The sequence below is a fragment of the Bradyrhizobium sp. USDA 4452 genome, assembly GCF_054063575.1.
Genome location: NZ_JBSSGK010000001.1, coordinates 5188284 through 5213405 on the forward strand (window position 1 = coordinate 5188284; position 25122 = coordinate 5213405).

Sequence of the window (25122 nt, forward strand, 5' to 3'; positions counted from 1 at the left end):
ACATGCTCCCAATCTCAACAGTGCATGACAAAGAATGCGTTCGCTGTGGTTCTGGATTAGTCACCCTCGAGTGGCACGAGCGCGTCTCCGCGAATGAAGCTCAAGATCTTTGGCGCTGCTGGAACTGCAAACACCAGTTTGTCTCCGTCGTCACTTCAGATGAGAGGGAGCCCTCAGCGGCAGAGATCGCAAGACCATTCTTTACGAGCCTGCTGGTGTGATCAATGACGCCCGAGCAGGTCGACCTTGTCAGGACATCATTTGACGCGATGTGGCCGATCCGCCGCGACCTCGCTGACCTGTGCTACAACAGGTTCGTCGAACTAGCTCCTGATGCAAGACAAATGTTCGGCGGCGGTACTGAGAAGCAGCGGATGAAGGTGCTGGATATGATCACGGCACTGGTCGCCTCGCTCGACGAAAGACCGATGTTCCAATCGCTGATCGCGATTTCCGGTCACAAGCACGCCAGACTTGGCGTTCAGCCATCGCACTTTGTCGTAATGGGCGAGGCGTTGATGTGGAGCTTTGAGCGCAAATTCGGCGCGTCTTTCACCCCTGAGCTGAGAGAGTCCTGGCAAACACTTTACGCCACCGCCCAGACCGAGATGCTGCGCGCGATTGGCCGGCATAGTTCATTTTGACTATGGCGGGCGAGAAGCCTAGTTCGTGACGTCGGACACCCGTAGGACGTAGGTCACGGCACAACGCTCAACACCACGCTGGTCTGTGGGGCTTGTCCGAACGGTGTTGAGCTGTCCATTCCTCGATCGGCGTCGAATTTGGCATGTGAGTGGGGTTCGCGCTGGCAGATCGGCGGGACCGCGAGTGAACGGAGTCGGCCGAGCGCCCCGAGGGCAGAAACCCGCTCCCGCTCGGAGGACCTGACACTGTTAAAGGTGTTTCTGAGCTATCCAATCATGCGCATCCTCTCGTCTTGCCACGGAAAGGCGCTCCGTGGGTGCGACCGGTGCTCGTGCTCTTGAGCCGACGTTCCGCGATCCGCTGAATTGGAAAGTCTCCAAGGCGTGCATCGACGACTGCTAAGCGATGAGATCGTTAAGTGTTGAGATCCGCAGCTACTTGCCGATCGAATATTCGATCTCGACTTGCGACTCATTTACCCCTGCTCGGCGTGGCCGGTTGTTCGCGCAATTCCACGAATATTAGCGAGCGTTCCGGTGCCGCCCGTGATGTACGAGACAGTCGTGCTGCTAAGCTTTCCCGGCCCCGCGCTATGAGCGAGCACAGTTCCTCGGGAGAAGAACTTGTCGCCGTTCTCGAACACATAGACATTGTATATGCTGGCGGGACCATTATTGTCGACGTAGTCGGAAACGCCCCGCGTCCACGTTTCCTTGATCTTCAAACCATTGACGACGGGAGGGTTAGTCGGAAAGGTGCGATAAATTTCAAATGATCGCACCTGATGGCCCGCGACGTCGCCGACGTCGAGAAACTGCTGTTGTGTGTATTTGGCATTTTCCGCGCCCGCTTTGTAGGATACGCGCTGTGTCTGTTGGGCGAAGGCACCGCTGATCGGGACAGCAACAGCGAGACATATCAAAGCTGATATCCTTAGATTAGTCGCGCGTCGTTCCATGGTAACCTCCTGGACTAGCAACTGAACGCCTTTGTGACGTTCGGGCCACGTGATTTGCCGCGCTATTTCGTGGCAACGCTAAACGCAGTGTCGTCCGTGCCGTGACGCGTGCGTCAACGTTTCGTTCCGACCAAAGAACCAGCAGAGCACGTCGGCACGGCGACTATCTTCAACCTTCGCGTCAAAGCCTTTCCAAGTGGAAAGATTGCGATCAACAACAAGGCTACTGTACCTCAAGGATCATTTCGACTTCGACCGGAGCATGGCGCGGAAGCGCCGCTACGCCCAGTGAGGAGCGAGCATGTTTACCAATCGATTCACCGAACACCTCGACCATTAGGTCGGAATATCCATTGACCACCTTGGCTTGGTCACCGAAGTCATCGGCCGAGTTCACCATGCCGACCACCTTGACTACGCGTTTCACCCGATCGAGGCTACCGAGCGCCGCTCGCACCTTTGCCAACATGATCAGGCCGGCCTGCCGTGCAGCCTCATAGCCTTGTTCGACGGTCAGATCCCGGCCAAGTTTACCCTTCGGCTCGCTTGAGACACTGCCCGCCATGAACAGGAGATTGCCTACTTGAACCGCGTTGACGTAGCTGCCGACCGGCGCGGCCTCAGCCGACAGTGTGATGTTCTTCTCTCTCAAGCGCGCCTCCGCGCTCGGCGAATTCTCTGCCTGCGCATCCCCAAACGCGGAAGCTAAGATCACCAAAAAGAAAGCGACAAACCCCGCAACTTCCTTCATCGAGCGCTCCCGCACTTACCCATGAACGTACATCTCTAAAGTGACCCTACGAGCAGTGATACCGCAGTTCGCGTCTGTCTCAAGCGTGCCCAACCCATCGTTCGCGCGCTCCTCGCAATCAAATCACCTGCATGATTGCTGAAGCAGACGCTCATACGATCACGTACCCAGCAACGCTGTTAAGAGCGATCAACAACGCGACTTCCACCAGGTTTGGTCTACCTCCTCGTAAAGAAATCCCAGCCAGTCATTTTATGAAAGTGCCAGTCGGGCCCCACGTAGTACATCGTCCATCGAGTTGGAATCGTGTCACCCGCCACCCGGCCATGCCAGATCGTCATTGTTCTGCAGGTCGGAGCTGTGGATGAGGTCCAATTGACGTAGAAGTCTATTCTGTTCGCCGTGACGTTTCCGGCTGCGGGGTACGGATATCCCTGGCACGAAAATCCCGCCGCGTTATTCACATACGTTCCCGTGAAATCGCCTGTTGATGCGTCTAGCGTCTGTATCGAAAGAATCGAGCCCCTTTGATTCACCCACGTAGAAGGGACTGGCAGCTGCGCGTGCGCTGGTAGCGATACGATGGCAAAGAGCAGCAACGCAAACAAGCGTGTCATCATAGTGATCTCCTAGGCCGCTTCAATAAAGCCAGCTCGGTCATGATCCGGCTCATTAAGGACGGGTGAGCTGCCCGTGTGGAGTATCTCCCCCAGCGTTCCACCCAACTCAGACAGAACGGATAGCGTGAGGCTTACAGTCATCCTCGTTCGCACGAACTTGGCCACCTTACGATCGGTGGCCACCAAGCGTTAAATTTCAACAGAAATCACCGACGAGATCTGGTAGTCGACATGGCAAGTTCTCGATGTTTCAAACGACCATTGGCACCTTGGTTGCCGAGTTGCTTAAGGCGCTACTACTGCGGGTGGATCACGCGCAAACGCGACCACGACCGCTTTCTCGATTCATTGGATCGCATTCACGAATGAGTCTCGCCTTGCGAGAACTCAAGTGCCTCACTCACATCGGGATAGGCTTGAGTTCCAAGGTGCCACTCGACGCCATCTTCGAAAACAGCGATGCTTCGCGAATGCGCTATCCCGGCGGCATGGCCGCATCTATCATCGTCTGATTTCCATGATGCCTCCGCACCGGGTCTACATCGAGACGCGCTTGAGCGGCGGCGCGATCCGGCGCGCCAAACAGCCCGCGCAGCGCAGCATCGGCGTGGAGATCGCCCCCTCCGTGGTAGCGGAGCGGCGGATCGATTTCGACATCCGAGCGGAGATCGTGCATGGCGACGCGCTCGAATTCCTGAAGACATACGACGTCGTCGGCGACGAGCTGGTGGGCTGCGATCCGCCCTATCTCCCCGACACTAGGCGGCGGGCGAAGGCCTACCGGTTCGACTATCGCGAGCACGACCATGTCGAGCTCTCGCCGTCCTTTAGGCCTCTGCCCTGCGCAGTCATGCTCTCAGGCTACCCGTCCCAGCTCTACGACGCGGCTTTGCCCGGATGGAGAGGGGGCGAGATCGACGCGACGACGTACGTTGGCGCAGCGACCGAAATCGTGTGGATGAACTACGGCAGGCCGCCGGCGCTGCACGACCATTCGCACGTCGGTCGCGGCTTCGGCGCGCGCGAGGCCATTAAGCGCCGCCGCATCCGCCTCGTCTCGAGAATCCGGAGAATACCGCCAGGGAGCGCAGCGCGCTGTATGCCGAGCTCGCGGCGGGCGGAGCCGGACCTCTTCCAGGCTGGGCTTTCGGCCGGCTCCGGCTTTGGCGAGGAAGATGCCGGAGATTCCCGATACCCTCGACGCCTACGCACGAGCCTTCCTGAGGGGATTACGGTACGACCAGTGGGGACCAGCGTCGGTCGTGATCTTCGAGGACGAGGGAAGCGAAAGGCTACCGGTCATTATGCTGACCGGTCGCTTCGGCGTCGGTGCGGCGGCAACATCCAGCGGAGCTCGATTGCGTGCGGCTCTCTCCGCAATCGCCTGGTGCAGACGGCAGCGATGCTGAAGCGGTCCTGCATTCAGTTACAGTGCGTCGCGACGCTCCTCGCCGTGCAGCAGGACGCCGACGGCGGAAAATCCGCTACGGTGCATCTGTTGCGCTCCGATCAGAGGTGCTTCTGGTCACGCTCGACCGCGCTACGGGACGCCGACCGCCTACCTGCGAGCGCCGTATTCGCGCGCCTGAGTCCCGACCGCGGCAACCGGGCGGCACATCGAAATAAGCAGAAGGCCAACGATCGGCGAACTCCGTCGGCCCGCGAATCCCGAATTCGTCGAGGCAGCGCAATTGCTGGCGGAAAGCGTCGTCGAGATGATAACCAACGCGCTGTGGAGGGGGGACGGCAGCCTGCGCGCCGAGGTCCTGGCCGCGCGTGGCGGGACGACGAGCGTCAGGTCGCGCAATTTGCTCCGCCTCGGCGTCGCGGATTCACTCACTGGCTTCGAGCCGTTCCGCTGCAGCCGTGCCTACCGCGAGTTCGAGAGCAGACTCCTCGCGCCGGCCCAGGCTCCGGAATACGATCTGGCGTTCGTGCTTCTCCGCAACCCTCGGATCTGCTGCCCGTGGAAGCAAAAATCGTTGCGACTGATGGGACGATCGCGGACTACGTCCGCGACATCAAAGGCCAGTATCTCACCTGCCGGTATGCGCCGACAACGACGACATTGTGATGGGCGCGTCCTATGAGCACATTCGCCGACCGTTCACAGCGGCGTGTCCCGCTCAGCAACATGGGGATCAGTTGCGACCATGAATCCAAAGTACTATGTCGCTCGATCCAATTACGCGTCTTGGATAGTATGGGTTTATCGTTCCAGCCAGCATCGTAGTCACACGTGCAGGAGGACTATTGAGCAGTTCGCCCGCAAATGTTTTTGCGTCAGCCTCGCTCGGAAAGGTCTGGTTTCTCGGATGGAATATCGATTTGGCCGCTTCGATTGATTAAAGGAAACATACCAAGTGTGTCGTAACCATATCCGTTTCGTGCTCATCGGCCGATAGACTTTAGGTCCCAAAACCGACCGACGCATGCGATGTAGCCAAGTCGGTACAGCGTTTTCACTGACGATCGATGACCAAGGTGGTCATAGCGCCAACATCAGGTCTTTTGCGGTTATTTGTAGTTTGATTGTGTCCGGCAATTATAGGGATTTGAACCCGCAAGTTCTTGTAGTTGACTAGCGTGGCGCTCTCTGGGCCGAATCGCTCTCACAAACCACCTTATGCCGGTCGCGACGCTCGAACCGGGACTGAAAGGCAGGAGAGCCAAACTATGTCTCCATTAGAAGCAATCGCCCGTTGGCTGGATGGCCAGGACTTGGATACGCAATTGGACGTCGCTGCATTCGCGACATTCCTGCTCTTCGGGGAACGTGCCGTTCTCACGCTTGGTACGCCGGACCAGCTCGAAACTCTTCAACGATGGCTGACCGAGCCAAAGTTGGATTCGCGGGCCGCCGCAGGTCGTGCTCTGACCTTCCGAGTCGTCTTCGAGTACTTTGCCGAGGGGCGAATTGCAAACGACGGATGGAAACAAACCGAGGAGCTGCTGATCAAGACTCTGAAACAGGCTGAACGCGACGGAAAGTTTGCGGCTGCGCGCAAGGCGCAAAGGAAGCTACAACTATTGCCAGCTCGAAAGGAGAACTGGTTTCGTGTTGCGAAATCTTGGAATGGCTTGGCTGCGACTTATTTAACACGCCGGGCTCTCATTGGAGCGACGGCGAGATGCGGATTGAGAGGAATTTCAACTGGTAAATGTCCTCCGTTGGCGCCCGCGGCCGCTGCTCCGATGATCGCCACTAAAACCGGCACGCCCAGTGCATGAGTCGTTTTCGCGCGGCCGCTTTGTGATACGCAGTGATCTCGCGCTCTACCGACGTCTGGTTTGCACATCGTGGGGACCACCGAGCGGGTTGCCGCCTCTTGCGGTGGAGCTTGTACGGCGTACTTCGGCCGAGCACATCAAGCGATGGAAGATTGACGGGACCGGCCATTGCGCTGGCGTTCCGTTCGTGGTTGACCGCTTCGTCTCCGATCCCGCCCCGTACGACGCGCCTTGCGGGTTGTCTGTCCTCACGCACGACCGCCATCCACTAGCCACATTTACTGCAGATAGGGCCACACTCGCGATACGAGCGCTACGGTTCTGAGCGATGACGGAAGTGATGCTCATGCGCGATACTCCTCATGCGCGGCGTCGAAAATGATCTTAACAGTCTAAAGAACGTAAGCGGATGTTTGCGTATCAGTTCTGTGGTTCTCATCGCGAACTCGTCATGGCTTCCGCGTTCGCGGGTGGTTCCCCGAGTGCGGCGAGCTGGTCGGGTCGGCAGACCGAAGAGCGGCTTGGACGGTCGGTGTGAATTTGAGTCCGTCCATCGCAGCGCGCCTCCTCAGGCGATTGTGAGTGCTGGCCCTTCGAAGATAACTTCTGTCTTCGAGGCGGCGGCCGATTCATAGGCGCCGATCGCCGCAATAAGGAGTCGTTGATGTACGCCGCTTCGCCGAAATCGTCGAATTTTACCTGGAAATCGGCATCAAGATGAACTCCCGCGGATATATGGGGCGGCAGTTCAGTTCGGTGATGCCGGTCACCGGCGTCTTCGAAATGGTTGCCGCCATGGCGCCGCAGCCAGCCTCCTATTACGAGGCGGGGCAATTCGCCAATGGCGGCAGGCATTCTTGGATGCCCATTGTCGACGCCTATTCTCGTGCTGTTCGAACGACGGAAAGGTCGGACTCGCAGCCACTCGGAAACCTCGTCAGGAGAAAGTGTGGGCACCGTGTCGTTGCACACAGTGCGGCAAATGCCATCCAAAAGCAGTGGCCACCCATCTATGTTAGGTAGCCATTATCATGAGCCTCTATGGGGCGCAGCTCTAGCTATCGGAACTGGTGGGTCGAGGGCATGCATGTCCGATGGCTCTGAAATTTGTAGGACCATCACTAGCCGGCGCCGGCTCGGCCGCATCATGCCGGATCGTAAACCAGAGACTGCCCAAGCGTGGCTATCTGCTTGTTCCCCGATCGCGATTGTCGCCCGCGATCGTGGTGGCGGAGATGGCGAAGCCACGGCAACGGCGCCGCCGCACGCGGTACAGGTCGTTGATCGTTGGCATCTGATGGAGAACGGCCAGTGCCGGACGCTTGGCAGCGATCGCATGTAGATGTGGCGTGATCGCGGATGCTCATGTCGACAAGGCGCTCAAGGAGCTTCGGCGGACCAGGTCGCCCGAAGAAGCAAAAGCAATCGTAGATCCCGATGGGGAGCAATTTCACAGAGATGTAGGCCGTGAAGCGGTCGACGACGCTCTTGCAGGTAATCCCCGACTGGTTCGAAGAGGCGTGCTCGTGGCGCACCGGTTCAAAGTTGAAAAGGCGGCGCTACGTAATCGTTGGTCTTGGTCCGACCGAGACAAGGGTGCGCATCCTCTTGGACGGCAACATGCGTCCAATGACGCTCCAAGTCTGCCGTTTGGTGGTGGAGCAATACTCATTGCTCTACGGCAAGATCATTTCGCAAGCGGGCTTAGATTCTCCGGGAATCGCGCCAAGCCGACAGGAGCCGATTCGGCTCCGACGACCTCCAGCACAGCCCTGGACGCGCGCTTTAGCCACCTTTGAAGATGGCAATGATATCCTCTTTCGAAAATCGTCCCGTGCCGAGCTTTGTGCGCATCGGCAGATAGACCAGCAGCATCTTGCCATATTGCGGGAGGGATGTCTGCGTATGCGAGTTGTTCGTGGCGCCCGGAACATCCTTGAAGCGATGCAGATCCTGGACGAGGTAGTTCGCAACTCCATAATGAGGATCATGGTTGCGATCAAAGCCCGGGAAGATGTCGAGCCCATGAGCGGCGTATCCAATATCGTCACGCACCCGCTTCTGCGCCGAGTTTTCAAGCTGCTGAAACCGGTACATAGTCGAGCTGAACATTTCCAGGATGTCGACCGTTTCCTTGACGACCGGATTGGGCTCCTCCGATCGCTCAAAGGGTATGCCGCTGAAGTGCCAATCGAAGCCCCACAATTGGTCGGCGTAGATCGTCTGCGCGACGAAGTCGGGATCGACCTCAGGTTCGCCTTGCAGGCGCTTCGAGATATCCGCGAGCATAAGGACGATCAGCTTCTCTCCATCGGTCATCTTCATGGCAACAGGGTCTCCGCACCAGCCGACTTAAATGCCTGGCTCAGGTTGCGACTTTAGGCCGACGGTTCTCAGCCGTTAAATCCGTTCGTCGTTTTGAGGCCCCATCGATGGATGAGAATCTTGATCAGGTGGTTTAAGCGGTTTGCGCGCGGTATGTCGGATCCTGCGGCCCGGCGGGCAGCAGGTGAGGCTCCAGAAGGAACGAGCGCTCACGCGCAGTGAGTACGATTGAACTTTTTGGTCCCGTACCCAAAAATCAGCGGCTGATTGGCGGGTGCCGCGCACGGCGATCTCTTGCTGTTCCTTCAATAGCGCGAACAATTCTACCTAGTTCTTCGCATCGCGGGATCTGGTGGAATCTCTTCAAGCGCTCCGCCGTAAAGATCTTCGCTCACACAGTCCTCCGTTTGAATATCAGAAACACGGAGCCACTTTAAACGACGGCATCCAGGAGCGACAACCTACCTGCTTGTACTTTTCGTAGTCATCGAGACCAGAGCGGGTGCTGACTTCGAGATATCGGCGGCGGCCCGTGCGGATGGCTCATGCGCGCGAGCGCTGCGCCCGAGCAGCCGCTGGAGCCGAGCCTGCCACTCCTCATGCATCGCAGGCGCCTCAGCATCGATGGCCGCGGTATACGCTGATCCTCTTCTAGCTCGTCGATTGACTGCTCTTCTTGGGGTTGTGAGCCTAGCCGAACGTGCGGTGTGGAGGGAGAGGGTTCCCAGAATGCCACACTCCGCCACCCGGCCCGATTCACAGCCTGCGTGTCCACTGGCTGCGGAATTGCAGAGGCTCAATAGCTCATGGGGATGCTTCCCGAGGCGCAGCAGGATGCGTGGTTGGATAGTGACCGTCGCCATCAAGAAAGACGGCGACGACGATGAAGAGTACCGGCAAGTAACCTACGCGGTTGCAGTCGCTGACCAGATCGAAGCCGTGCAGCTGACTATAGAAGACAGCGGCGCCAATGCCGCAATGCTCAACTTCCCGCTTGAACCTGAAATGTTGCAAAGTCTCGGCTTGAGGCCAGGTGAGCTGATCATTTTACACGATAGCGAGATTGATCCAATCACCTTGCGTCCTCGGCATCATTAGTCGCATGTCTCATCTCGTTCAGCCGTGTCTGGTTTATGACGCGCGTGTCCGGAAGCCACACGAGCACTTAGGTGGCGCGGTGTGAAAGCGTACCGGTTTACTCCCTCACATTCTTTCATCGTCTGGCACGTGGGTTGCTGAGCCAGATATGGCTTGGTCGCTTGTGATTGTCCTCTCGACGGCCAAGCTCTTCGTACCGCAACTGGCACGGGCGGCCTTACCTCCGCCGTCCGTGCATTTTTAGGTTGGGCCCGCCCTGCCAAGTCTCCGTTACGCCAAAAGCACCCACACGCCAAACGGCGGAATTGCGGACCGAACACCCACTGCAAGTAGGAGAGCAGTATCATGGCCGACACTCGGTTGAAGAACTTTATCGGCGCAGCGATCGACCTCGCCGAACGGGCGAGGCAAGTACTCGACAGCGACGAAGGCTCATATGATGGGCTAGACATTGCGCTGCAAAACTTCGGCGATGCTTATCGCTCTTTGATAGAGGCCGCTTCTGAAGCGCTTGCTGAGAGCGAGATCAGCCGCGCGAACGCACGCGACCGAACGCAGTGAGGAAAGCCATGAGGAAAAAGAAAACGGCTGACGAACTGCGCGCAATCTTTATGGAGGAGGTTGCCAAACATCCGAACTGGAGCCACATCAAGACCGTGGCGATCACCCGATCCTTTGCGACTGCACCCACCTTCTTAACCTGGTATCCGGATTTTGTCTGCGAGGGCCGCGAGATGGTACCGGCGGCCGCTTTCGTATTCGCGAAAGATCTTGCCAGACAATATGATCTCGACGGGGACCCATCTTAGTCGATCCGGCACTTCAATAGCCACCCTATTGGCTTCGTTGCTGTGGATGCCTGGTGCCGCGCACGGCCAAGAAAATTCTGCAGAACGAGGCGTGCGTCGCACTGTCATACATCGATTGCGATGGCGACCGTGGTTTCGCAGCTCGGCCGTTCCGCACAGGAGTGCGAGCCGTTTGGGAGCGTGAATTACGGGGACTTGGCTCAAACGCAGAGCTTCTCGCCCGGGCATCCGTGCGGCTCTTACGAAGGAGGCATTATCTGTCACGATCTCCCGCTGAATTCGCCAAAAATGGCAACAGCGGACTCACGATTCCGGTATGCCCGCCAAACACATTCCCTCACAAACGGCATGCAGCGAGAAAGGTCAGGTTATGACTCGATGCGTCGTCGCGAAAGCGGCGAACAGTAAAGGTTGGATCAAGCCGGAGTCCTGCCTTGCAGCGGACTGGCTGGCATCCTTAAACCGTCGGGCTTGGCGTAGGGTGTCCGCGTGCCCCAATGTTTGGAGCGGCCGACGCTTGGCGACGTATAGCGCGATACGATAATTAGTGGGTGCGCCTTGATTTGGTTGTGAGTTCCGCACTCGCCATTGATGCGATTCACGATAGGAAATGGTACGCGCACCTCGTGTGTTTCATGTCGTTGTTGTCCGGGACGCGCAGGCGATGTATGTCCTTGCTCTGGTTACCCAAAAAGGAGGAAGCGGCAAGAGTACGCTGGCGGTCGGAATTGCAGTCGCGGCGATGGCGAACGGGGAGCGCGTCGCGATTGTCGACGCGGATCCACAAGGGACGATCTCAAAATGGAGAGAGCGGCGGGACCATCCGTATCCGCGGATCGCTCGGGTCGCCGATCCCGCCGGAATAGAAGGGGCGCTCGTCAGCCTTGAAGCTGAGGGGATCTGGCTAACGGTCATCGATACCGCGGCCACGAACAATGCCCTGGCTATGCGCGCTATCGCGAGTGCCGATCTTTGCCTAATCCCGGTGCGTCCGAGTCTGGCAGACATCGAAGCTGCGATACCTACGCTGATTGCCATTCGTAGGCTCAACCGCCGATTTGCTTTCGTGCTCAATCAGACGCCACCGCGGGGCTGCCGCGTGAGTGAAGCCGCAACGTCGCTCAATTCGCTGGGGGTGCTTGCGCTTCCCTGTATCGGACAGCGCAATGACCATCAGGATGCTCTTGGGACAGGATTAGGCGTGACCGAGTTTTCCCAAGAGGGAAGAGCCTCGGAGGAAGTTCGTGAGCTGTGGTGCTGGATCTTAAAGAGGCTTGTCGAGGGGGCATCAGCTCATGAGCCGCACGCAAGAAACGAAAAAGCGGCGTACTAGGCAGACGCGCTGCGCGCGACGCTCGCTCGTGGAGCTTACCGCGGCCGCGAGCCGAGCCGTTGACGATGGCATATTTGTGTTGTCCGGCGGGGCTGCTGCTTCCAATCCGCGATGGGAGCACACCGGCGCGAATACGTCTGATCAAACAATCTTTGCAAGGCAAGCGACGGCTCCGAGTCCCTTTGCGGCGCCGCGCGAGGACGAACTCCTGGATTCCGACACTACCATCGAGATGATGGTGGAGATTTCCAATGACGATCAAGACAGAGCTTCTGAAAACATCAAAGCCGGACTGGATGTTGCGCTGGACCGTGCAAAGGACCTCGCCGAGACCCGGGTGGAAGGTGAAGCGGCGTCAAAAGTCGGTCCCATTTTTGAAAACGCTTTCTTGACCATTCTTAAAAAAGCCGCAACGGAGTGCCGCGCGGATGCGGTCGAATTGATTGTGCAGAAGGAACCACCAGCCGACAGCGCAGGGCAGCCGCAATCGCGATACATGCGGCGGCTCACTGACGAGGCGGTCAGGTTGCTGGACGATCTTCGGAGCGGCAAGCTACAGAATGAGGCGAACTTCATCCTGAGCGAATGCTTCAGAGAAGCCGCCAGCGCGTTCTTTATGATCAATCAGCAGCTCAAGTGCGACGGCTATGCCGCGAGCATTGATCCATCAATCTTCATCTGGCTCGCCAACATCATCGAACCGGAGACGCGCGACACCGGGACCCTACGGCTTGAGATCGTACCCAACCACCGAGGTCGTCCGAGCACGTACACGCGCCAGGTCGCTCAATTCATCTGGCACCTTGTCGAGGGGCAGGGCTGCGGGCGACAGGCCGCATATCGGGGGGCGGTCACGAAGTTCACCGTGAGCGCGAGTTTCGCCGAGAAAGCCTACGCCTTTTGGGAGCCGATCTTCGAACGGGCGGGCCCGCACGTTAAGATGCTGACCCGCATTTCAGATCCAGAAATGTAAAGCTGAGCAGCGCGTTCATTTGGCGGCCGATTTGACTGAGGGCGGGCGCCGGCGAGGACCGGAGCGAAGCCGGCTGATCTGCCGGTGCAGACGCCGACCGTGTACGACCTGGTCAATTGTGCAACGGCGCCGGAGCATTCTTCCGGCGGCCACTTATCAGGACGTTAGCCCAGCTTGAAAGGACCAGGATACCTCAGCGAGGCGCAAGCTCGAGGCAATCCCTAGGAACTTTAACCATATTCACAACCTAGCGATGACTTCGCGTTGTGCGCGTGATGCTGAATCAGGCAACCTGTCGGGCGTTCCCTGTTGCAGGTCGCATAAAGGCCTGATCAATCCTTAAGCGCTCTTCGGCCGCCCAGCGATCAAACCAAGTTGTGATGATCTCGTTGTGCGCGTTCAATAACTTCTTCGTCGCGTTGTCGGCTTCAGCTTCGTGAGACTGATTGCGGTTCTTTTTCATAGAATCACCCCTGACAAATACTCTTACCAAACTCTAAATGGAACGTGAATCCTTGCCCGATACCAACGCGCGGATAAAAAAACCCGAACTCTTTATAGGCTTCGTCGCGCCCATCGGCACAGACATACGGGCGTCAATCAACAGCTTTTCAGAGTACTTCGCTTCAGAAGGGTACAATGTAGTCGAGATAAAGGTCACGGACGTATTCGACCGTCTCGCAAAAAATCTCAAGCCTAAGAAAAAACTTGTGACGACGACAGAAGCGCGGAGGCTGCAGACATACCCTAAGAGCTTGGCTGGTCACTTGCACTCGGATTCGGTTGTCATAGAGGGGGCCGACCGAGGTAAGTACTCAAAATTCCCGGGGGTAGGTTTTGAGCATTTCGATGGTGTTTCTCCGCGACGTTATCGAGAGCTCTTTGAGAGGATAAGCAGAAAAAATAAGGATACAGGTGACTTTGTGGAGTGGATTGACGGAAAAAAGCAACCGATTATCGATTTAAAATTTCCGTTTTATATGATCCTTAAGACTGCAATTCTACGCTCTACGACGGCTTACTTGAAGAAGATCGGAATGACGGTGAGCGCATTGGAAGCACGGTCAGATTCCAACGGAGCAAGTGCACCTCCGCAACGCGGCCGAAGCAGACCTAAACCAAAAATAACAAAGCGCAGTTGAGCAACGCTACTCATTCCAGGATTTCGCCGAAAGCGGTAGCAGCAGCCCTTGTCGACATAGGTCCGCTCGACCGCACAGCCGGGTGTCTCGGTGCGGTCCATAACGTCCCGCAACGTGTGACCGTCGTACTTTCGATCAGACGCGGCAAAGACATTCCGCCTCTAATACTTGATGGACTCCGCGCCTTACCGGTGGATCATCCGTTTCTGCAGAGTGCCGCTGAATGAGTCCCTCAGGTCACTGCTTCCCGATCGCTGGCTGATACCCCGCCGCGGGCCATAGCTTCCGGGCGAGCCAGTAGCCGACCCGGTCAAGGTGGACGATTTCGTCGGAAAATTCGGCGACGGCATTCGCGACGTAGGCCCGCGTGCAGTTGCCGGGCATGATGCCGCGCTCCCGAAGCATCGGCTCGAGTTCGGCCCGGGTGAGGGGCCGTCCCTCATCGGTCAGCAGCTTGACGATCCAGAGACCGGCTCGCTGCACGGCGGTCTGGGTCTTTCCCTTGTAGGTCGCCGGATCGTACAGCGCCGGCGGGTAGGGACGGCCACGGTCCCAGTAGCCTAGCCCGGTGAGCTTGATCAGCTTGTCTTGGTGCCGGACGAAGAAGCGTCGCAGGAACACCCCGCCGTCGGCGATCGGGGTCCGGATCGAGCGGGCCTTCAATGCTGTGAGGACGTCCTCCTGCGAGAGCGGCCGCTCGGCGACGCGCAGCATGTCGATGATAGTCTCGTCGACGATCTCGGTCTGTGTCGGCACCGGACCTTCGACCGGAAATGCGCGGCCCAGATAGAGGTTCGCTCGCAGCCACCAGCCCGCGCCCTCGATGAAGACGAACGTCTCCCGCGCATCCCACATGGCGCTATAGAAGAAGTCGTTCTGGTCTGAGGGGCCGATGGTTACCTTGCGGCGAAGTTTATTGAGCAGGTCATCAGACGGGACCGGCGCCTTTGAGCTGCGCAGAATTCTCTCCGCCTCGCGGACCATTGCCTTCCAGCTTGCCTCGGGCTTGCTCAGTGTCGCCTTGCCCGCTTCGACCTGCTGCACGAAGGGCTCGACGTCGTGACGGAGGTAACCAGCGCATAGGCATTTCTCGAGATTCCGATCCGGGGAGAAGCCTGCTCTTTGCAATCCCTTGCGCAGCTCCGGGAACCAGCCGCCCAGTCGATCCCGGATCTCTCCCAGCATCATGAAGCGCGCCGCGAAGGCGTCCGCCGTCTTCGCGGGCACCGTCGTCGATCCCCTATTCGCGCCCGCTATCAACCCGCCGTCGATGGCCTTGCGCAGGCCTCTCGCATTGAGGCGCATCCGGATCGCAGCTGCACCAAACGATAGCTCGCGGCCCGCGACCGCAGCCAGGAGCTCGTCGTGGTCGATGAAGAGGGCTTGCAGGCCAGGACGGCCGTCGACGCGAGCCTGAACTTTCAGCGTGCCGTCGAGAATCTTCTGGACGCATTCGGTGATGGTCGCCGCCTTGCCCCGTCCGAGGTCGGCGATAGCGATCAGGTCCTGAGGCGTCGTGGATGCTTTTCTGGAGCCGTGGGCGAGCTTCGCCAGAAACGCGTCCACATCCTGTGTTCTGAATACGTAGTTATGGCGCCTGTCGCCGCCCCGAAGCGCAGGCACCAGAGTGTCGTCAGCCAACAGCTTGGTCATCGTGCCGAAGCCGATGCCAAGCCGCCGCTGCGCCTCTGCTAGGTTCATCGCGCCCTTGAGGTCGCGGGCGATGCACTCAACGTCCTCAACGCGAAAAGAGATCTGGCTGCCGGACCGCTTCTCCGTGCGGATCAATCCGAGCGCTAGGCCGATGCTCTTCATCGCGTAGACGCTAGTCTCGGCCTTGGCTGCGGCCGCCTTCAGCGACAGCTTTAGAAGGGCGCTCGCCGGCAGCTTTCCGAGTCGAGCCTTCGGTACGATCGGAAAGCGCGCAGCGCCGTGGATGTGGAAGGCCTCGGCGAGGAGAGCGTACGGAAAGCCCGCCGGGCATTGATCAGCGACATTGAACGGGAAGAGACGAACCCGACGCTGGACACCGATTGTGCGCATCGCAATGGCGTTGCGCGTTGAAGTGGTCAAACTTCTCAAGCCGCCTCGATGAATTGGTCGCGGCCCGACAGCCGCGGGCCGATGGCGTCGATGCGCCGCGAGTTCAGGGGGGCGGCCATCACTGCAACGTCTTTTCGCAGCTGCCATATCTTCGTCGCAATCGTAAGGTACGGTATAACGTACAGAATGCAGCCATTAGATCGCTTGCACGCGCGATGCTCCTTTCCGATCTACGTCTGGCATCGTCTCGGCAATGGCAACAAACTCTGGCGACAAACGCATCAATCGTCGTCGCCGGCTGATTAATCCCGCGCATAGCAACAGTCCGACACGTGGCTGCAATCTCGATCCGCTGCTTTCAAATCGCCAATTCCCTCCCTCATAGGTAACTGTTCAGGAGAGAATCATGCGTCCTACCCAGCTTTGCCTCAGGGCCGCCGTTCCTGCGTTTTCCGTCAGCTGCAAATGCGAAATCGAGGTTCCTCTCTGCCACCATTCGCTTCTGCGCCACGCGCTCGATCAGCCGGTCCTTGATCCCTGTGCAATCCGCTATCGGACAGGCCCCATGATCGAGTGTCCACCGCTTTCGCTGCACGGGGTTATTCTTGATCGCGTCGATGGGCGCTTCCTGCTCAGGGTGCACGAACACCGACCTGAGCGTGGCGAGGACCAGATGGCGCGCATCATCGACGCGCTCGATCGCTACGGCCGACGTTTGCTCGAGCGGGATTCATCAGACATCCGGTGCGAGCCGCTCTTTACGAATTCCGACGCCGTGTGGTCGTATGCCCGGGATCAGATGTCGCTTAAAGCGGCAGAGAATCGGTCTCGCCCTCGAAGAAGGCGGCCCGCAGTCGTTCGCGGAGTTGGAAGAGCGGGCTCGTCCTTCCCGCGACATTGTCGCCTCCCTCTGTGCTCTGGCAGGTGCAGATCTGGTCAGCCTCAATATCCATCACCTTGCGCTGGGACGAGCCATTGTCGTCTCGGCGCGATAGCCAACGCTTAACGCCACGACCCGAACGGAAGGAATGCTTCCGTCGCGCTGGGCGTGCGGTGAACATGGCGTGTAGCCGATGCTGCCCGCTCCCAATTCGGCCCTGAGAGGCTGCTCTCGATGGAGTGACGAATGGACCTGCAAGCGGCGGCTCCGGGCGACCTCCTCGCGCGAGCCTACCTCGACATGTTGGCGGCCGAGGCCGGGACGAACAGCGGCCCGCTTCTGCGCAGCGGCAACCCTGACGATCCGATCGAGCGACTTATCGAAGACCTGTCGACGGCCCCCGAGTCAGTCGGACGGACATCGATCCGGGCCGATCTAGCCGCCGCGGCCGTGCTCGTCGCGCGTGCGATCGAATCAGTGAGCGGGCTCACTCGCGAACTGCGTCGCGGCTGCCCCGTTGGGTCGCTTGCCGCGCCCGCCGCGGAGGTCATTTCCCTCGTTAGGCAGGTCCTGACGACGTGTGCTTTCGGCCCCGACTCGAAGGTGCTCGAGGAGCGAACGTTCGACCGGCAGTATACGCGCGCCGTGCTGCTGGTGGCCAGAGACGGGGCCTCGAACGAACACAAGGCTGAACGCGGAAACGACATGATCGCGAAGGCACTGCACGCCCGTGCTCCCGTCTTTGGTGTTGCGCCGGATCCCCGGCGCCACCTGCCGCGCGATCTCCTGCGTGCGGCCGAACATCACCTGTCACTCGGTCACCTTGACGCCTCCGCAATCGCACTTGTGATCGAAGCGGTTACTGGAAGATCTCCAGCGATTGCCCTGGACGAGCAGCTCGTACGGGCGGTGGACATCTCGGATCTGGCGCTGTCGGTTCGTTCCGGTCGTACTGCGGACGATTGCGTTAAACGCCTGGAAAAGATCGTTTCCACGAAGAGTTTTTTTGACCATCGTGGTCCGGGTCTTGAGGAACTCGCGGGCTACGGCGCAGCCCGCGAGTGGGGGCTCAATCTGGCCGCGGACTTGTACGAATACCGTGCGGGGCGGCTGGACTGGGAATGCATCGAAAAGGGCCTGCTTCTGTCGGGCCCGCCCGGTGTCGGCAAAACCCAGTTTGCTCGCGCGCTCGCGAAGAGCGCCAACGTGCCCCTCGTGGCCACCTCGGTCGCGGACTGGAACGCGGCAACTTACCTTTCGGGCACATTGGCTGCGATCAAAGCATCTTTCTCGCAGGCGCGTCAGCTTGCGCCCTGTATCCTGTTCATCGACGAGCTGGACGGGATATCGGATCGCGCCACCATAAAGAGTGAATTTAGGGAATACTGGACACAGATTGTAAATCTTCTATTGGAGCTGTTGGCGGGTATCGAGGAGCGACCAGGCGTCGTCGTGATCGGCGCGACCAACCATCCCGATCACATCGATGCCGCGGTCAAAAGAGCGGGACGTCTCGATCGCACGATCGAGATCGAACTGCCTGACGCCGAGAGCCTGGCCGCGATCTTCCGCTTTCACCTGCAGGACGCCCTGCCCGCCGCCAACTTGATGCCTGCCGCTCTCGCGGCCGCCGGCCGGACCGGCGCAGATGTCGAGGCCTGGGTCCGGCGCGCAAAGTCGCGCGCTCGCCGCGCCAGGCGCGAACTTGCGCTCGATGATCTCCTTCTCGAAATCCGCTCGGGCCGTGAAGGGATGCCGCAAAACCTGAGGCGGTCCTGTGCCATACACGAAGCCGGGCACTTGGTCGTCGGAGTCGCTCTCGCCGTCTTCGAACCGCAGGCTCTCACGATTCTGGACCATGGCGGTGCGACGTGTGTCGAGCTTTCGCGGGCCAATTCACAGACCCAAGGCGGCATCGAGAACTACGTTGCGGCGCTGCTGAGTGGGCGCGCCGCAGAAGAACTGCTGCTGGGCGCCTCGCACGCGACAGCCGGAGCCGGAATAGGGGAAGACAGTGATTTCGCGCGCGCGACCCAGGCGGCGGCCGATCTGGAATTGAGATTCGGCTTCGGAGTGATCGGCGTCGCGCACTTCTCCGATCGAACCACCGACATGCTTCTCCAGGATCCTTCGATCGTGGCGTTGATCACGAAGCGCCTGGATCGCTGCTTGACGCGTGCGCGCGAACTAATCGCGGCCAACCGGCAAGCGGTCGAAGCGGTGGCAAAGCGACTGGAACTGACCGGCTACTTGGATCGAATGGCCATCGACCAATTGTTGAAGGCGTACCCGGTGCGAAACGCCGACCCGGCCAGCAAAAACAGTGGAGCGCCCGAATGATCAAGGTGACAGTCTATGCTTCCTGCCAGCTACGTGGCGTAGAAATCCTGCTGCGGCGGCATCTGCAGCGGTGGAGACGAAGGTGATCGAAAACGGGGAAACGGCATTCATGGAGGCGGGCGAACTGGAGCGCATGGCGGCGGTCCTGGAGTCGAGCGGGCGATATCGGATCCTCCGGCGACTTGAGCCGCGGTCAGTCTATTGCTTGCCGGACGAGACGGCCCGGCTGCACCGAGGCATATTCCTCGACATCGAGACCACGGGTCTGGATCAGGCGCGCGACGAGATCATCGAGATCGGCATGGTGCCGTTCGACTTCGCCTCGGACGGCCGCATTTTCTCCGTCCACGAAGCCTTCAGCCGTTTCCGTGATCCCGGGCGCCCCATACCGGCCGAAGTCACCGCCATCACGGGCATCACCGACGACATGGTCAGGGGTAGTTCGATTGATCCCGCCGAATTCGAGGCGTTTTTGGGCGAGGCCGTCGTCGTGATCGCGCACAACGCCGCCTTCGACCGGCGCTTCGCCGAGCGGTCGTGCGATGCCTTTGCTCGCCTGGCCTGGGTCTGTTCCTGGTCGGAAATCAACTGGGCGGCGGAGGGCTTCGTCGATGGCACGCGACTCGGACAGCTTGCAGCCGCCTGCGGCTTCTTCCACGACGGACACCGTGCCGTGCACGACTGTCGCGCCGGCCTGGAGATCCTCTCTCGCGTGCTACCTCGTAGCGGGCGCCGCGGCCTCGACGTTCTGCTCGAATCCGCTCGCGCGCCGCGCTGGCGCGTCCGGGCTATTGGAGCCCCGTTCGACCTCCGCGAAACCCTGAAACGGCGCGGTTACCGCTGGGATCCGGGCGAGAGCGGCGGGCCGCGCGCCTGGTTCATCGACGTCCCCGAAGGGGCGGTCGAGGGTGAACGCGGCTTCCTCATGCGGGAGATCTACCGCCGACATGACGTCGAGATCGAGGCGCGCCGCATCGACGCGTTCGACCGGTACTCCGATCGTTGCTGACCGGGCGTCCACGTCCGTCGAGCGGCCCCGCGACGACGACAAGTCCGCGGCGCGCCAGCGCCTCTATGATGGTGCGAAACGTGACACGAAGCTTTTTGGCCGAACCGCGAAGCCCGAATAGCGCCGAATGGCGAAAGCACCGTTTCGAGAGCTCCCGCCTCAGCTACCTGCTAAATAGCCCCGGTTTCTTCCATCAGGCTCACAGGGCGGTCGACGACTGCCACGCCAGCTTGAGATTCTCGCGTTCGAGCTGCCGACGACCGGAACGTCTGCGCCGCAGTGCTGGAACGGGCTCGCAATACGACCACGCGGCTATGGGCTGCGCAGCCGCTGTTCGACCTCAAAGACGTCCTTAAGCGGCAAGGCTACAGTTGGAGCGACGGGAGCGATGGCAGGCCGAGGCCCTGGCATGTCGACGAAAGTAATCCTGACGACCGATGGCGCCGTGTGGCTGCGTGCACCTTTTAGTTGTCAGGGGCGCTTCCCATCAGGTGAAAGGCTTGAGAAAGCTCGATTTAATCCCGTCGGCTTTTAGGTGGGCCTTTCGGAGGAGTTCCTCGCATCGCTCGCGCAGCGTCGCCTCGTCCCCGGACGCCGCCAATAATTCCGCCAGCATCTCGCGCACCCTGCCCGCGAGCTTCGTTGCTTCGACAAGGCGCAAGGCGAATGTGCCTGCTGGCGTAGCTTTCGCGTCGGCCATCGGTTCGGGAAGGGCGGAAACACGCACGGATGAGCGCCCATGATAGGTAGCGCGAAACCAGTTCTCGGCCTCGAGCAGCTGGGCGTGATCCTTTTTGTAGAGCGGGCTGTCGTCCTGTTTCTCGTTCTTCGCCTCGATGATGAAGTCGAAATCGGCATCGGTCCGCCAGAGCACGTCGGGACCGGTCCCGTAAGTCTGTTCCGGACGGTCGGAATCGAAGCCGAGGTAGGATCCTAGGCTGGCCAGCGCGGCCTCGTACCGCCTTGCCGAGGCCTGCGGCACCAGATCGGCGAGTGCTACGTCGAAGTCGGCCAGCAACGCGGCGCGCTGGTCGTACTGTAAGAGCCGCTTGACGATCGCGTCGGACTGCTTCCCGGGTATCGGGCGTGGCCGATACGGCGGGCGTTGCTTCGGCGGGCAGTGGTTATTGTTGACCGAGTACGCGTTGGTCTGCAACCGTTGGCCGCGCGGATCATCACCCATCTGGTGAGCGATGCGTGCGGCCGATGCGGAAAGCCAGGCGACCCGCTCGGGATCGGACGCGACCTCTCTGTCCGCGATCAGCTGCTCGAGCGTCGCCAGGGCCGGCTCGAACTGGCCCATGCGCTGTTGCTGGAAAGCCTTCCGCTCCGCACCGGCGATGCGCAACGCGAGCTGGTCGACGGGCGCGGCCTTCGCGGCTTCCGCGAGTTCCGAAGCGTGATAAGCGACCCAGTCCGGGTCGCGCTGCAGGCATTTCATCACGGTAGGCAGCACTTCCGTCGATTTCGAGACCTCCTCGCTGACTTCCTGGCCCATCCGTAACTGGGCTCGGGTGCTCGCCGTCAATTGGTCGAGGTTGGCCCTTCGGCCGATCCACCCGACCAGCTTCTCACCGGTCAGGATTACGACGCAGTAGTCGGCGCCGCCGCGCGTCCCGCGCCCGATGCCTTGCTCCACGCGCTGCGCCAGCAGCGAGTTAACCGACGAATTCGCCATGACATTCATGCGGTACATGTCATAGGCCTTGGGGCAGACCGTTCAAGACGAGCAGGCGGCACGAATTGCCGGCGAGATCGATGCCGTCGTATCGGTTCGCCAGCACTACCGGTCCGAAGGACTTCCCGTCCTGCATGTTCTTGATGGACTGGGTAACGCCACCTGTCGTGTTCGGATACTCGGCGATGTCTTCCCACTTCTTTGCCGCCTCGCCGGAGGGGACCAGGATGGCGACGCCCGCCTTCCGCTTCGCGATCTCCATGGCGATGTGTCTGACAAGACCGTCGACGGGCACGCCGGCCAGCTTCATCAGACCGGGAACCAGGATCATGCGTTCCCCGACCCCGGCCAACGAAGTGGACGAGATCGGTTTCCCGACGGCGGTGATCGACGCGACGAAGGTGCGCACGATCTCGCTGTCGTCAGCGATTGTCGCCGACATGTAGATGCGGCGCGGGCAGTCTGAAAAAGTCGGCAACAGGTCGATCGTCGGAAATAGCGGGGTGATGGTCACCGCCCGCCGACTGATGAGGCAATGGCAGACATTCAGGTTGTCGCGCAGGAGCGGCCACACGAAATCATCAATGTCGTCGACGACCGACGCTAAATAGTCCTGCATTTCGTGCAGCTTCGACTGCCATGCCCAACTCGGCACTTCGACGATGCCGAAGTCCTTGCCGCTGGTAACGTCGTCGTACGACCCGACACGCCCCACTTCGCGAAATACCGGACGGAAGCGTCCGACAATCTCTTGATAGACATCTTTGTGGTGTTTGGCCTCTATCGTGAGTGTGAAGGACTTGCGGACATTCGAGAGCGCGACATGCGCGTCATCGAGAATGATTGCGCCGACCTTCAGGGGGCGAGTGCCAGACCCTCGCACGCCGAATCGGCTGCGGCCAGAAAACAGCGTCTCATAGGCGCCGACCAGGACTGCTTTGCCTTCCTCGAACTCGGTCGGCAACGGTTGTTTCTTGACGTAGGGGATCGCGGCAATGCCGTATTCGTTACTCTTGGCCAGTACCTGGCCGACCAGTTGATTCGTCGGCGCCAGATAGAGGACCGGCATGCCGGTTTCGTTCATGATTGACTGCGCCATCAAGAGGGCGACTAACGTCTTACCGCCGCCGGTATGCAGCTTGATGACTACATCCCGATCCGTGCGCCGCCAAAGGTGCCAGGCGTCCAGAACTTCGGCTTGACTGGCATAGAGATCGTTGATGCCGGCCGGCTTGGGTAGGGAATGGAATATCTCTCGCGGCGGAATCGGGGCTGGCTTGGCTTTGCTGGCACGCAGTTTCTTGAAATCGACCATACGAATTACCTCCGGTCGGACCGGCCTTCATTGGACAACTTGGCCAGTTTAGTCTCGCATCCGAAGGACGAAACGGGTCCACCGTCTGCTGGAGAGTTTCATGGAAGTCTTTCATCGGAATCGCAGCGATTCTTTCGTAGGAACGAAAGTGGGCACGCGCAAATGCAAGCTAGTACCTCATCACAGAGGTTTTACCCTTTGAGCTCGGGCCAATTTGGCGGCGAGTTTGAACAGGCACCGCCGATTTTGGCGCGGGGCTTTTTCGGTTGTGAACATCCATTTGATGCGGGCGCGTGGGGTGCTATTGGACGAACCGACACCAGCTCTAGTACAGTTCGGGCCTCTTCCTCATCCTCTCGAAGGCGTCTAGCGCCGCCCGGAGTTGGGGCGGCGACTCAAAATGAGCCTTAGGTTCGAACGTTAGATTGCCGTTCCTAAGCGCTTCCGTGTTCCGGCTCCATTGAAGTGCCAGACGGTCAATCACGCCGACCATGTTTTCGGTCAGGCCGCGAAATGAATCTTTGAGCTCGTAGAAGGCTGAGGGCACTTCGGCTGCGTTCACCTCCGTCTCAAATTTTAAGAAGCGCCGGCAGTTGTCAAACAGCGAGTCTACAGTGCGGAGTATCTCTATTGCGCGTCCAGGTGCTCCAGGTTCGCCGAGTGCACTCATAAGGCCTCCGTCGATGTATTCTCGCATGCTTATTATCGCTGAAGAGAGTTCTGCACACTCGCTGCCAACCCAACGGAAAAATTCGCGGCCAGTGAAGAGCTTGCGGGGAACAATGCTTGATAGTTTATCACAATCGATCTTTAATGATTGCAATTTCGACCTCAGCAACTCTTCCACAAGCAAGAAGTCCCACAGCTTTCCCTGGTTTATCGCAAGAGTACGGGCGGCCTCGGTCTCGCGTGAGTAAGCCTCCTCAACGTCTATGGTTGTAGCGCTGCGAGTTTGCTGAGGGACAAAAGTCAACGGGGGCGGTAGCGGACTATCGCGGGTGGCCGTAGCGGCGGGGTAGTCAGCGCGCATCGCGATGAAAGCCGACGCAAATTCCTCAGACACATCGACGCGCGAGCAATGTATGCGCTCGTTCAATCCGCTGGCCGACTTGAAGTCGATTTCGCCATATAGACAGACGGGGAGCTGCCGGTTGTTGTTAAGCCTGCGATCTGGTCCGCCATTTCGATTTACGAAGCGCCACGTTTCGGCGACCACCTGAGCATCAGTCGGCGGTACGCCGTCCTCAACGAAGCGGGCCGGCCTGGAGGCGATCTCAATATCATTGTAGCGGAATGCAGCCACTCTTGCTCTAGAGATCACAAGGACAGCGTCAGGCGTGAAGTATAGCGTCTGATTTCCGAGGGACACTTGCAAAAACTCGATATTAGATTCTAGAAGGGACGGGTTGGCTCTGCTTGGTAACACGATCTTCCGTTCCACGGTCTTCGAGACCCCGGCATTTCTCTTCCAATCCGCTTCCTGCCGCTCCAGCGGAATTCTCCAAATGCGGCTGCACGAGGCCAAAGCGCTGAATGCGCGTCCTAACGTCTCGAAACGACCCGCTGCTTCACCAGAAAGATCGTAATCGAGTGATATCGTGCTTGATCGCAGGCCGTGAACGGCTATCGTCCCCAGTATAATGGCGATCCCTGCGGCAACGATAATCGCTGCTATTGGTGAAGCTGCTGGCGCCGATTTCGTGACCAGGAAGGCGCCGACCAAAAATAGCGCCGCCAGGGCCGCGATGAGTGCTTTGTATAGTTGCCACCTCAATCTACTTGCGTTCAGTGCTTCCGCGATATCGATAGTGGAGCTGGCCACCAATTGCTCGATTGGCGCACTAGCAATGACAGTGGCGCTTCCGTCCAAGCGGGCTGTTTCGTTCGATCCGGGATCAGTCGGCTTTGGCGACGCACGATTGGGAAGTGAGGGGCTGTTGCCGGACGAGTAGGCTTGATATCCCGTCCATGA

At 59.4% G+C, this 25122-nt stretch carries 20 protein-coding genes and 1 pseudogene; 11 read left to right on the plus strand and 10 right to left on the minus strand.

All coding sequences use genetic code 11. The features are described from left to right. The first annotated feature begins 224 nt into the window (after positions 1 to 224). On the plus strand, positions 225 to 644 hold the full coding sequence (locus ACVISU_RS24815; protein WP_456708637.1) for a globin domain-containing protein: 420 nt from the start codon (positions 225 to 227) through the stop codon (positions 642 to 644). Positions 645 to 1120: 476 nt separating this feature from the next. Here the strand turns inward: ACVISU_RS24815 and ACVISU_RS24820 are convergent, their stop codons facing one another. From ACVISU_RS24820 to ACVISU_RS24835, 4 genes are all read right to left on the minus strand, one after another. After that, a complete protein-coding gene (locus ACVISU_RS24820; RefSeq protein WP_456708638.1) occupies positions 1121 to 1603 on the minus strand; it encodes a hypothetical protein in 483 nt (160 codons plus the stop codon). A 223-nt stretch (positions 1604 to 1826) separates the two neighbouring features. Then, positions 1827 to 2354: a RidA family protein gene (locus tag ACVISU_RS24825; RefSeq protein ID WP_456708639.1), complete on the minus strand. Its 528-nt coding sequence runs from the start codon at positions 2352 to 2354 to the stop codon at positions 1827 to 1829. Between the two features lie 218 nt (positions 2355 to 2572). Then, complete coding sequence (locus ACVISU_RS24830) at positions 2573 to 2974, minus strand: avidin/streptavidin family protein (RefSeq protein ID WP_456708640.1); 402 nt, start codon at positions 2972 to 2974, stop codon at positions 2573 to 2575. A gap of 475 nt (positions 2975 to 3449) precedes the next feature. Beyond that, positions 3450 to 3782, minus strand: coding sequence for a hypothetical protein (locus tag ACVISU_RS24835; RefSeq protein ID WP_456708641.1), 333 nt, complete (start codon positions 3780 to 3782; stop codon positions 3450 to 3452). Positions 3783 to 5650: 1868 nt separating this feature from the next. On the opposite strand from ACVISU_RS24835, the gene ACVISU_RS24840 reads away from it, so the two are divergent. After that, positions 5651 to 6205, plus strand: a complete 555-nt coding sequence (locus ACVISU_RS24840) for a hypothetical protein (RefSeq protein WP_456708642.1) — start codon at positions 5651 to 5653, stop codon at positions 6203 to 6205. Between the two features lie 1126 nt (positions 6206 to 7331). Then, positions 7332 to 7511, plus strand: a pseudogene (locus ACVISU_RS24845) (ISL3 family transposase); the annotation flags it as partial. A gap of 479 nt (positions 7512 to 7990) precedes the next feature. On the opposite strand, the gene ACVISU_RS24850 reads toward ACVISU_RS24845, so the two are convergent. Then, positions 7991 to 8530 carry a YfbU family protein gene (locus ACVISU_RS24850; protein ID WP_456708643.1) on the minus strand — a complete coding sequence of 180 codons (540 nt, stop codon included), beginning with the start codon at positions 8528 to 8530 and terminating at the stop codon, positions 7991 to 7993. An 849-nt stretch (positions 8531 to 9379) separates the two neighbouring features. On the opposite strand from ACVISU_RS24850, the gene ACVISU_RS24855 reads away from it, so the two are divergent. The 5 genes from ACVISU_RS24855 (at position 9380) to ACVISU_RS24875 (ending at position 12743) form a co-directional block, all read left to right on the plus strand. Beyond that, positions 9380 to 9628: a hypothetical protein gene (locus ACVISU_RS24855; RefSeq protein ID WP_456708644.1), complete on the plus strand. Its 249-nt coding sequence runs from the start codon at positions 9380 to 9382 to the stop codon at positions 9626 to 9628. A gap of 345 nt (positions 9629 to 9973) precedes the next feature. Next, positions 9974 to 10189, plus strand: a complete 216-nt coding sequence (locus ACVISU_RS24860) for a hypothetical protein (protein ID WP_456708645.1) — start codon at positions 9974 to 9976, stop codon at positions 10187 to 10189. 8 nt (positions 10190 to 10197) lie between these two features. Beyond that, a complete protein-coding gene (locus ACVISU_RS24865) occupies positions 10198 to 10437 on the plus strand; it encodes a hypothetical protein (protein WP_456708646.1) in 240 nt (79 codons plus the stop codon). A 610-nt stretch (positions 10438 to 11047) separates the two neighbouring features. Then, positions 11048 to 11770: a nucleotide-binding protein gene (locus tag ACVISU_RS24870; protein WP_456708647.1), complete on the plus strand. Its 723-nt coding sequence runs from the start codon at positions 11048 to 11050 to the stop codon at positions 11768 to 11770. After that, entirely contained in the window at positions 11733 to 12743 is a 1011-nt protein-coding gene (locus ACVISU_RS24875; protein WP_456708648.1) for a hypothetical protein, read from the plus strand. Before ACVISU_RS24870 ends, ACVISU_RS24875 begins: the two co-directional genes overlap by 38 nt. A 283-nt stretch (positions 12744 to 13026) precedes the next feature. Here ACVISU_RS24875 and ACVISU_RS24880 read toward each other — a convergent pair whose 3' ends face one another. Further along, entirely contained in the window at positions 13027 to 13206 is a 180-nt protein-coding gene (locus tag ACVISU_RS24880; protein ID WP_456708649.1) for a hypothetical protein, read from the minus strand. Positions 13207 to 13243: 37 nt separating this feature from the next. On the opposite strand from ACVISU_RS24880, the gene ACVISU_RS24885 reads away from it, so the two are divergent. Then, positions 13244 to 13885: a hypothetical protein gene (locus ACVISU_RS24885; protein WP_456708650.1), complete on the plus strand. Its 642-nt coding sequence runs from the start codon at positions 13244 to 13246 to the stop codon at positions 13883 to 13885. 237 nt (positions 13886 to 14122) lie between these two features. Here the strand turns inward: ACVISU_RS24885 and ACVISU_RS24890 are convergent, their stop codons facing one another. Further along, on the minus strand, positions 14123 to 15958 hold the full coding sequence (locus ACVISU_RS24890) for a hypothetical protein (protein ID WP_456708651.1): 1836 nt from the start codon (positions 15956 to 15958) through the stop codon (positions 14123 to 14125). A gap of 1096 nt (positions 15959 to 17054) precedes the next feature. Here ACVISU_RS24890 and ACVISU_RS24895 point away from each other — a divergent pair. Beyond that, positions 17055 to 19148, plus strand: a complete 2094-nt coding sequence (locus tag ACVISU_RS24895) for an AAA family ATPase (protein WP_456708652.1) — start codon at positions 17055 to 17057, stop codon at positions 19146 to 19148. 109 nt (positions 19149 to 19257) lie between these two features. After that, a complete protein-coding gene (locus ACVISU_RS24900) occupies positions 19258 to 20157 on the plus strand; it encodes a 3'-5' exonuclease (protein WP_456710891.1) in 900 nt (299 codons plus the stop codon). Between the two features lie 487 nt (positions 20158 to 20644). On the opposite strand, the gene ACVISU_RS24905 is transcribed toward ACVISU_RS24900, so the two are convergent. From ACVISU_RS24905 to ACVISU_RS24915, 3 genes are all read right to left on the minus strand, one after another. After that, on the minus strand, positions 20645 to 21853 hold the full coding sequence (locus tag ACVISU_RS24905) for a hypothetical protein (RefSeq protein ID WP_456708653.1): 1209 nt from the start codon (positions 21851 to 21853) through the stop codon (positions 20645 to 20647). 1 nt (position 21854) lies between these two features. Next, positions 21855 to 23150 carry a DEAD/DEAH box helicase family protein gene (locus ACVISU_RS24910; protein ID WP_456708654.1) on the minus strand — a complete coding sequence of 432 codons (1296 nt, stop codon included), beginning with the start codon at positions 23148 to 23150 and terminating at the stop codon, positions 21855 to 21857. Positions 23151 to 23475: 325 nt separating this feature from the next. Then, positions 23476 to 24972, minus strand: coding sequence for a hypothetical protein (locus ACVISU_RS24915; protein WP_456711007.1), 1497 nt, complete (start codon positions 24970 to 24972; stop codon positions 23476 to 23478). Positions 24973 to 25122: the final 150 nt, after the last annotated feature.

What these genes read in the sequence shown, in the direction of transcription:
- ACVISU_RS24825 (WP_456708639.1), bottom strand. Translation starts at nt 2,354, where the DNA reads ATGAAGGAAGTTGCGGGGTTTGTCGCTTTCTTTTTGGTGATCTTAGCT.
- ACVISU_RS24910 (WP_456708654.1), bottom strand. Translation starts at nt 23,150, where the DNA reads ATGGTCGATTTCAAGAAACTGCGTGCCAGCAAAGCCAAGCCAGCCCCG.
- ACVISU_RS24895 (WP_456708652.1), top strand. Translation starts at nt 17,055, where the DNA reads ATGGACCTGCAAGCGGCGGCTCCGGGCGACCTCCTCGCGCGAGCCTAC.
- ACVISU_RS24850 (WP_456708643.1), bottom strand. Translation starts at nt 8,530, where the DNA reads ATGAAGATGACCGATGGAGAGAAGCTGATCGTCCTTATGCTCGCGGAT.
- ACVISU_RS24840 (WP_456708642.1), top strand. Translation starts at nt 5,651, where the DNA reads ATGTCTCCATTAGAAGCAATCGCCCGTTGGCTGGATGGCCAGGACTTG.
- ACVISU_RS24885 (WP_456708650.1), top strand. Translation starts at nt 13,244, where the DNA reads ATGGAACGTGAATCCTTGCCCGATACCAACGCGCGGATAAAAAAACCC.
- ACVISU_RS24875 (WP_456708648.1), top strand. Translation starts at nt 11,733, where the DNA reads ATGAGCCGCACGCAAGAAACGAAAAAGCGGCGTACTAGGCAGACGCGC.
- ACVISU_RS24830 (WP_456708640.1), bottom strand. Translation starts at nt 2,974, where the DNA reads ATGATGACACGCTTGTTTGCGTTGCTGCTCTTTGCCATCGTATCGCTA.
- ACVISU_RS24860 (WP_456708645.1), top strand. Translation starts at nt 9,974, where the DNA reads ATGGCCGACACTCGGTTGAAGAACTTTATCGGCGCAGCGATCGACCTC.
- ACVISU_RS24900 (WP_456710891.1), top strand. Translation starts at nt 19,258, where the DNA reads ATGGAGGCGGGCGAACTGGAGCGCATGGCGGCGGTCCTGGAGTCGAGC.
- ACVISU_RS24820 (WP_456708638.1), bottom strand. Translation starts at nt 1,603, where the DNA reads ATGGAACGACGCGCGACTAATCTAAGGATATCAGCTTTGATATGTCTC.
- ACVISU_RS24905 (WP_456708653.1), bottom strand. Translation starts at nt 21,853, where the DNA reads ATGTACCGCATGAATGTCATGGCGAATTCGTCGGTTAACTCGCTGCTG.
- ACVISU_RS24865 (WP_456708646.1), top strand. Translation starts at nt 10,198, where the DNA reads ATGAGGAAAAAGAAAACGGCTGACGAACTGCGCGCAATCTTTATGGAG.
- ACVISU_RS24835 (WP_456708641.1), bottom strand. Translation starts at nt 3,782, where the DNA reads ATGGTCGTGCTCGCGATAGTCGAACCGGTAGGCCTTCGCCCGCCGCCT.
- ACVISU_RS24815 (WP_456708637.1), top strand. Translation starts at nt 225, where the DNA reads ATGACGCCCGAGCAGGTCGACCTTGTCAGGACATCATTTGACGCGATG.
- ACVISU_RS24880 (WP_456708649.1), bottom strand. Translation starts at nt 13,206, where the DNA reads ATGAAAAAGAACCGCAATCAGTCTCACGAAGCTGAAGCCGACAACGCG.
- ACVISU_RS24870 (WP_456708647.1), top strand. Translation starts at nt 11,048, where the DNA reads ATGGTACGCGCACCTCGTGTGTTTCATGTCGTTGTTGTCCGGGACGCG.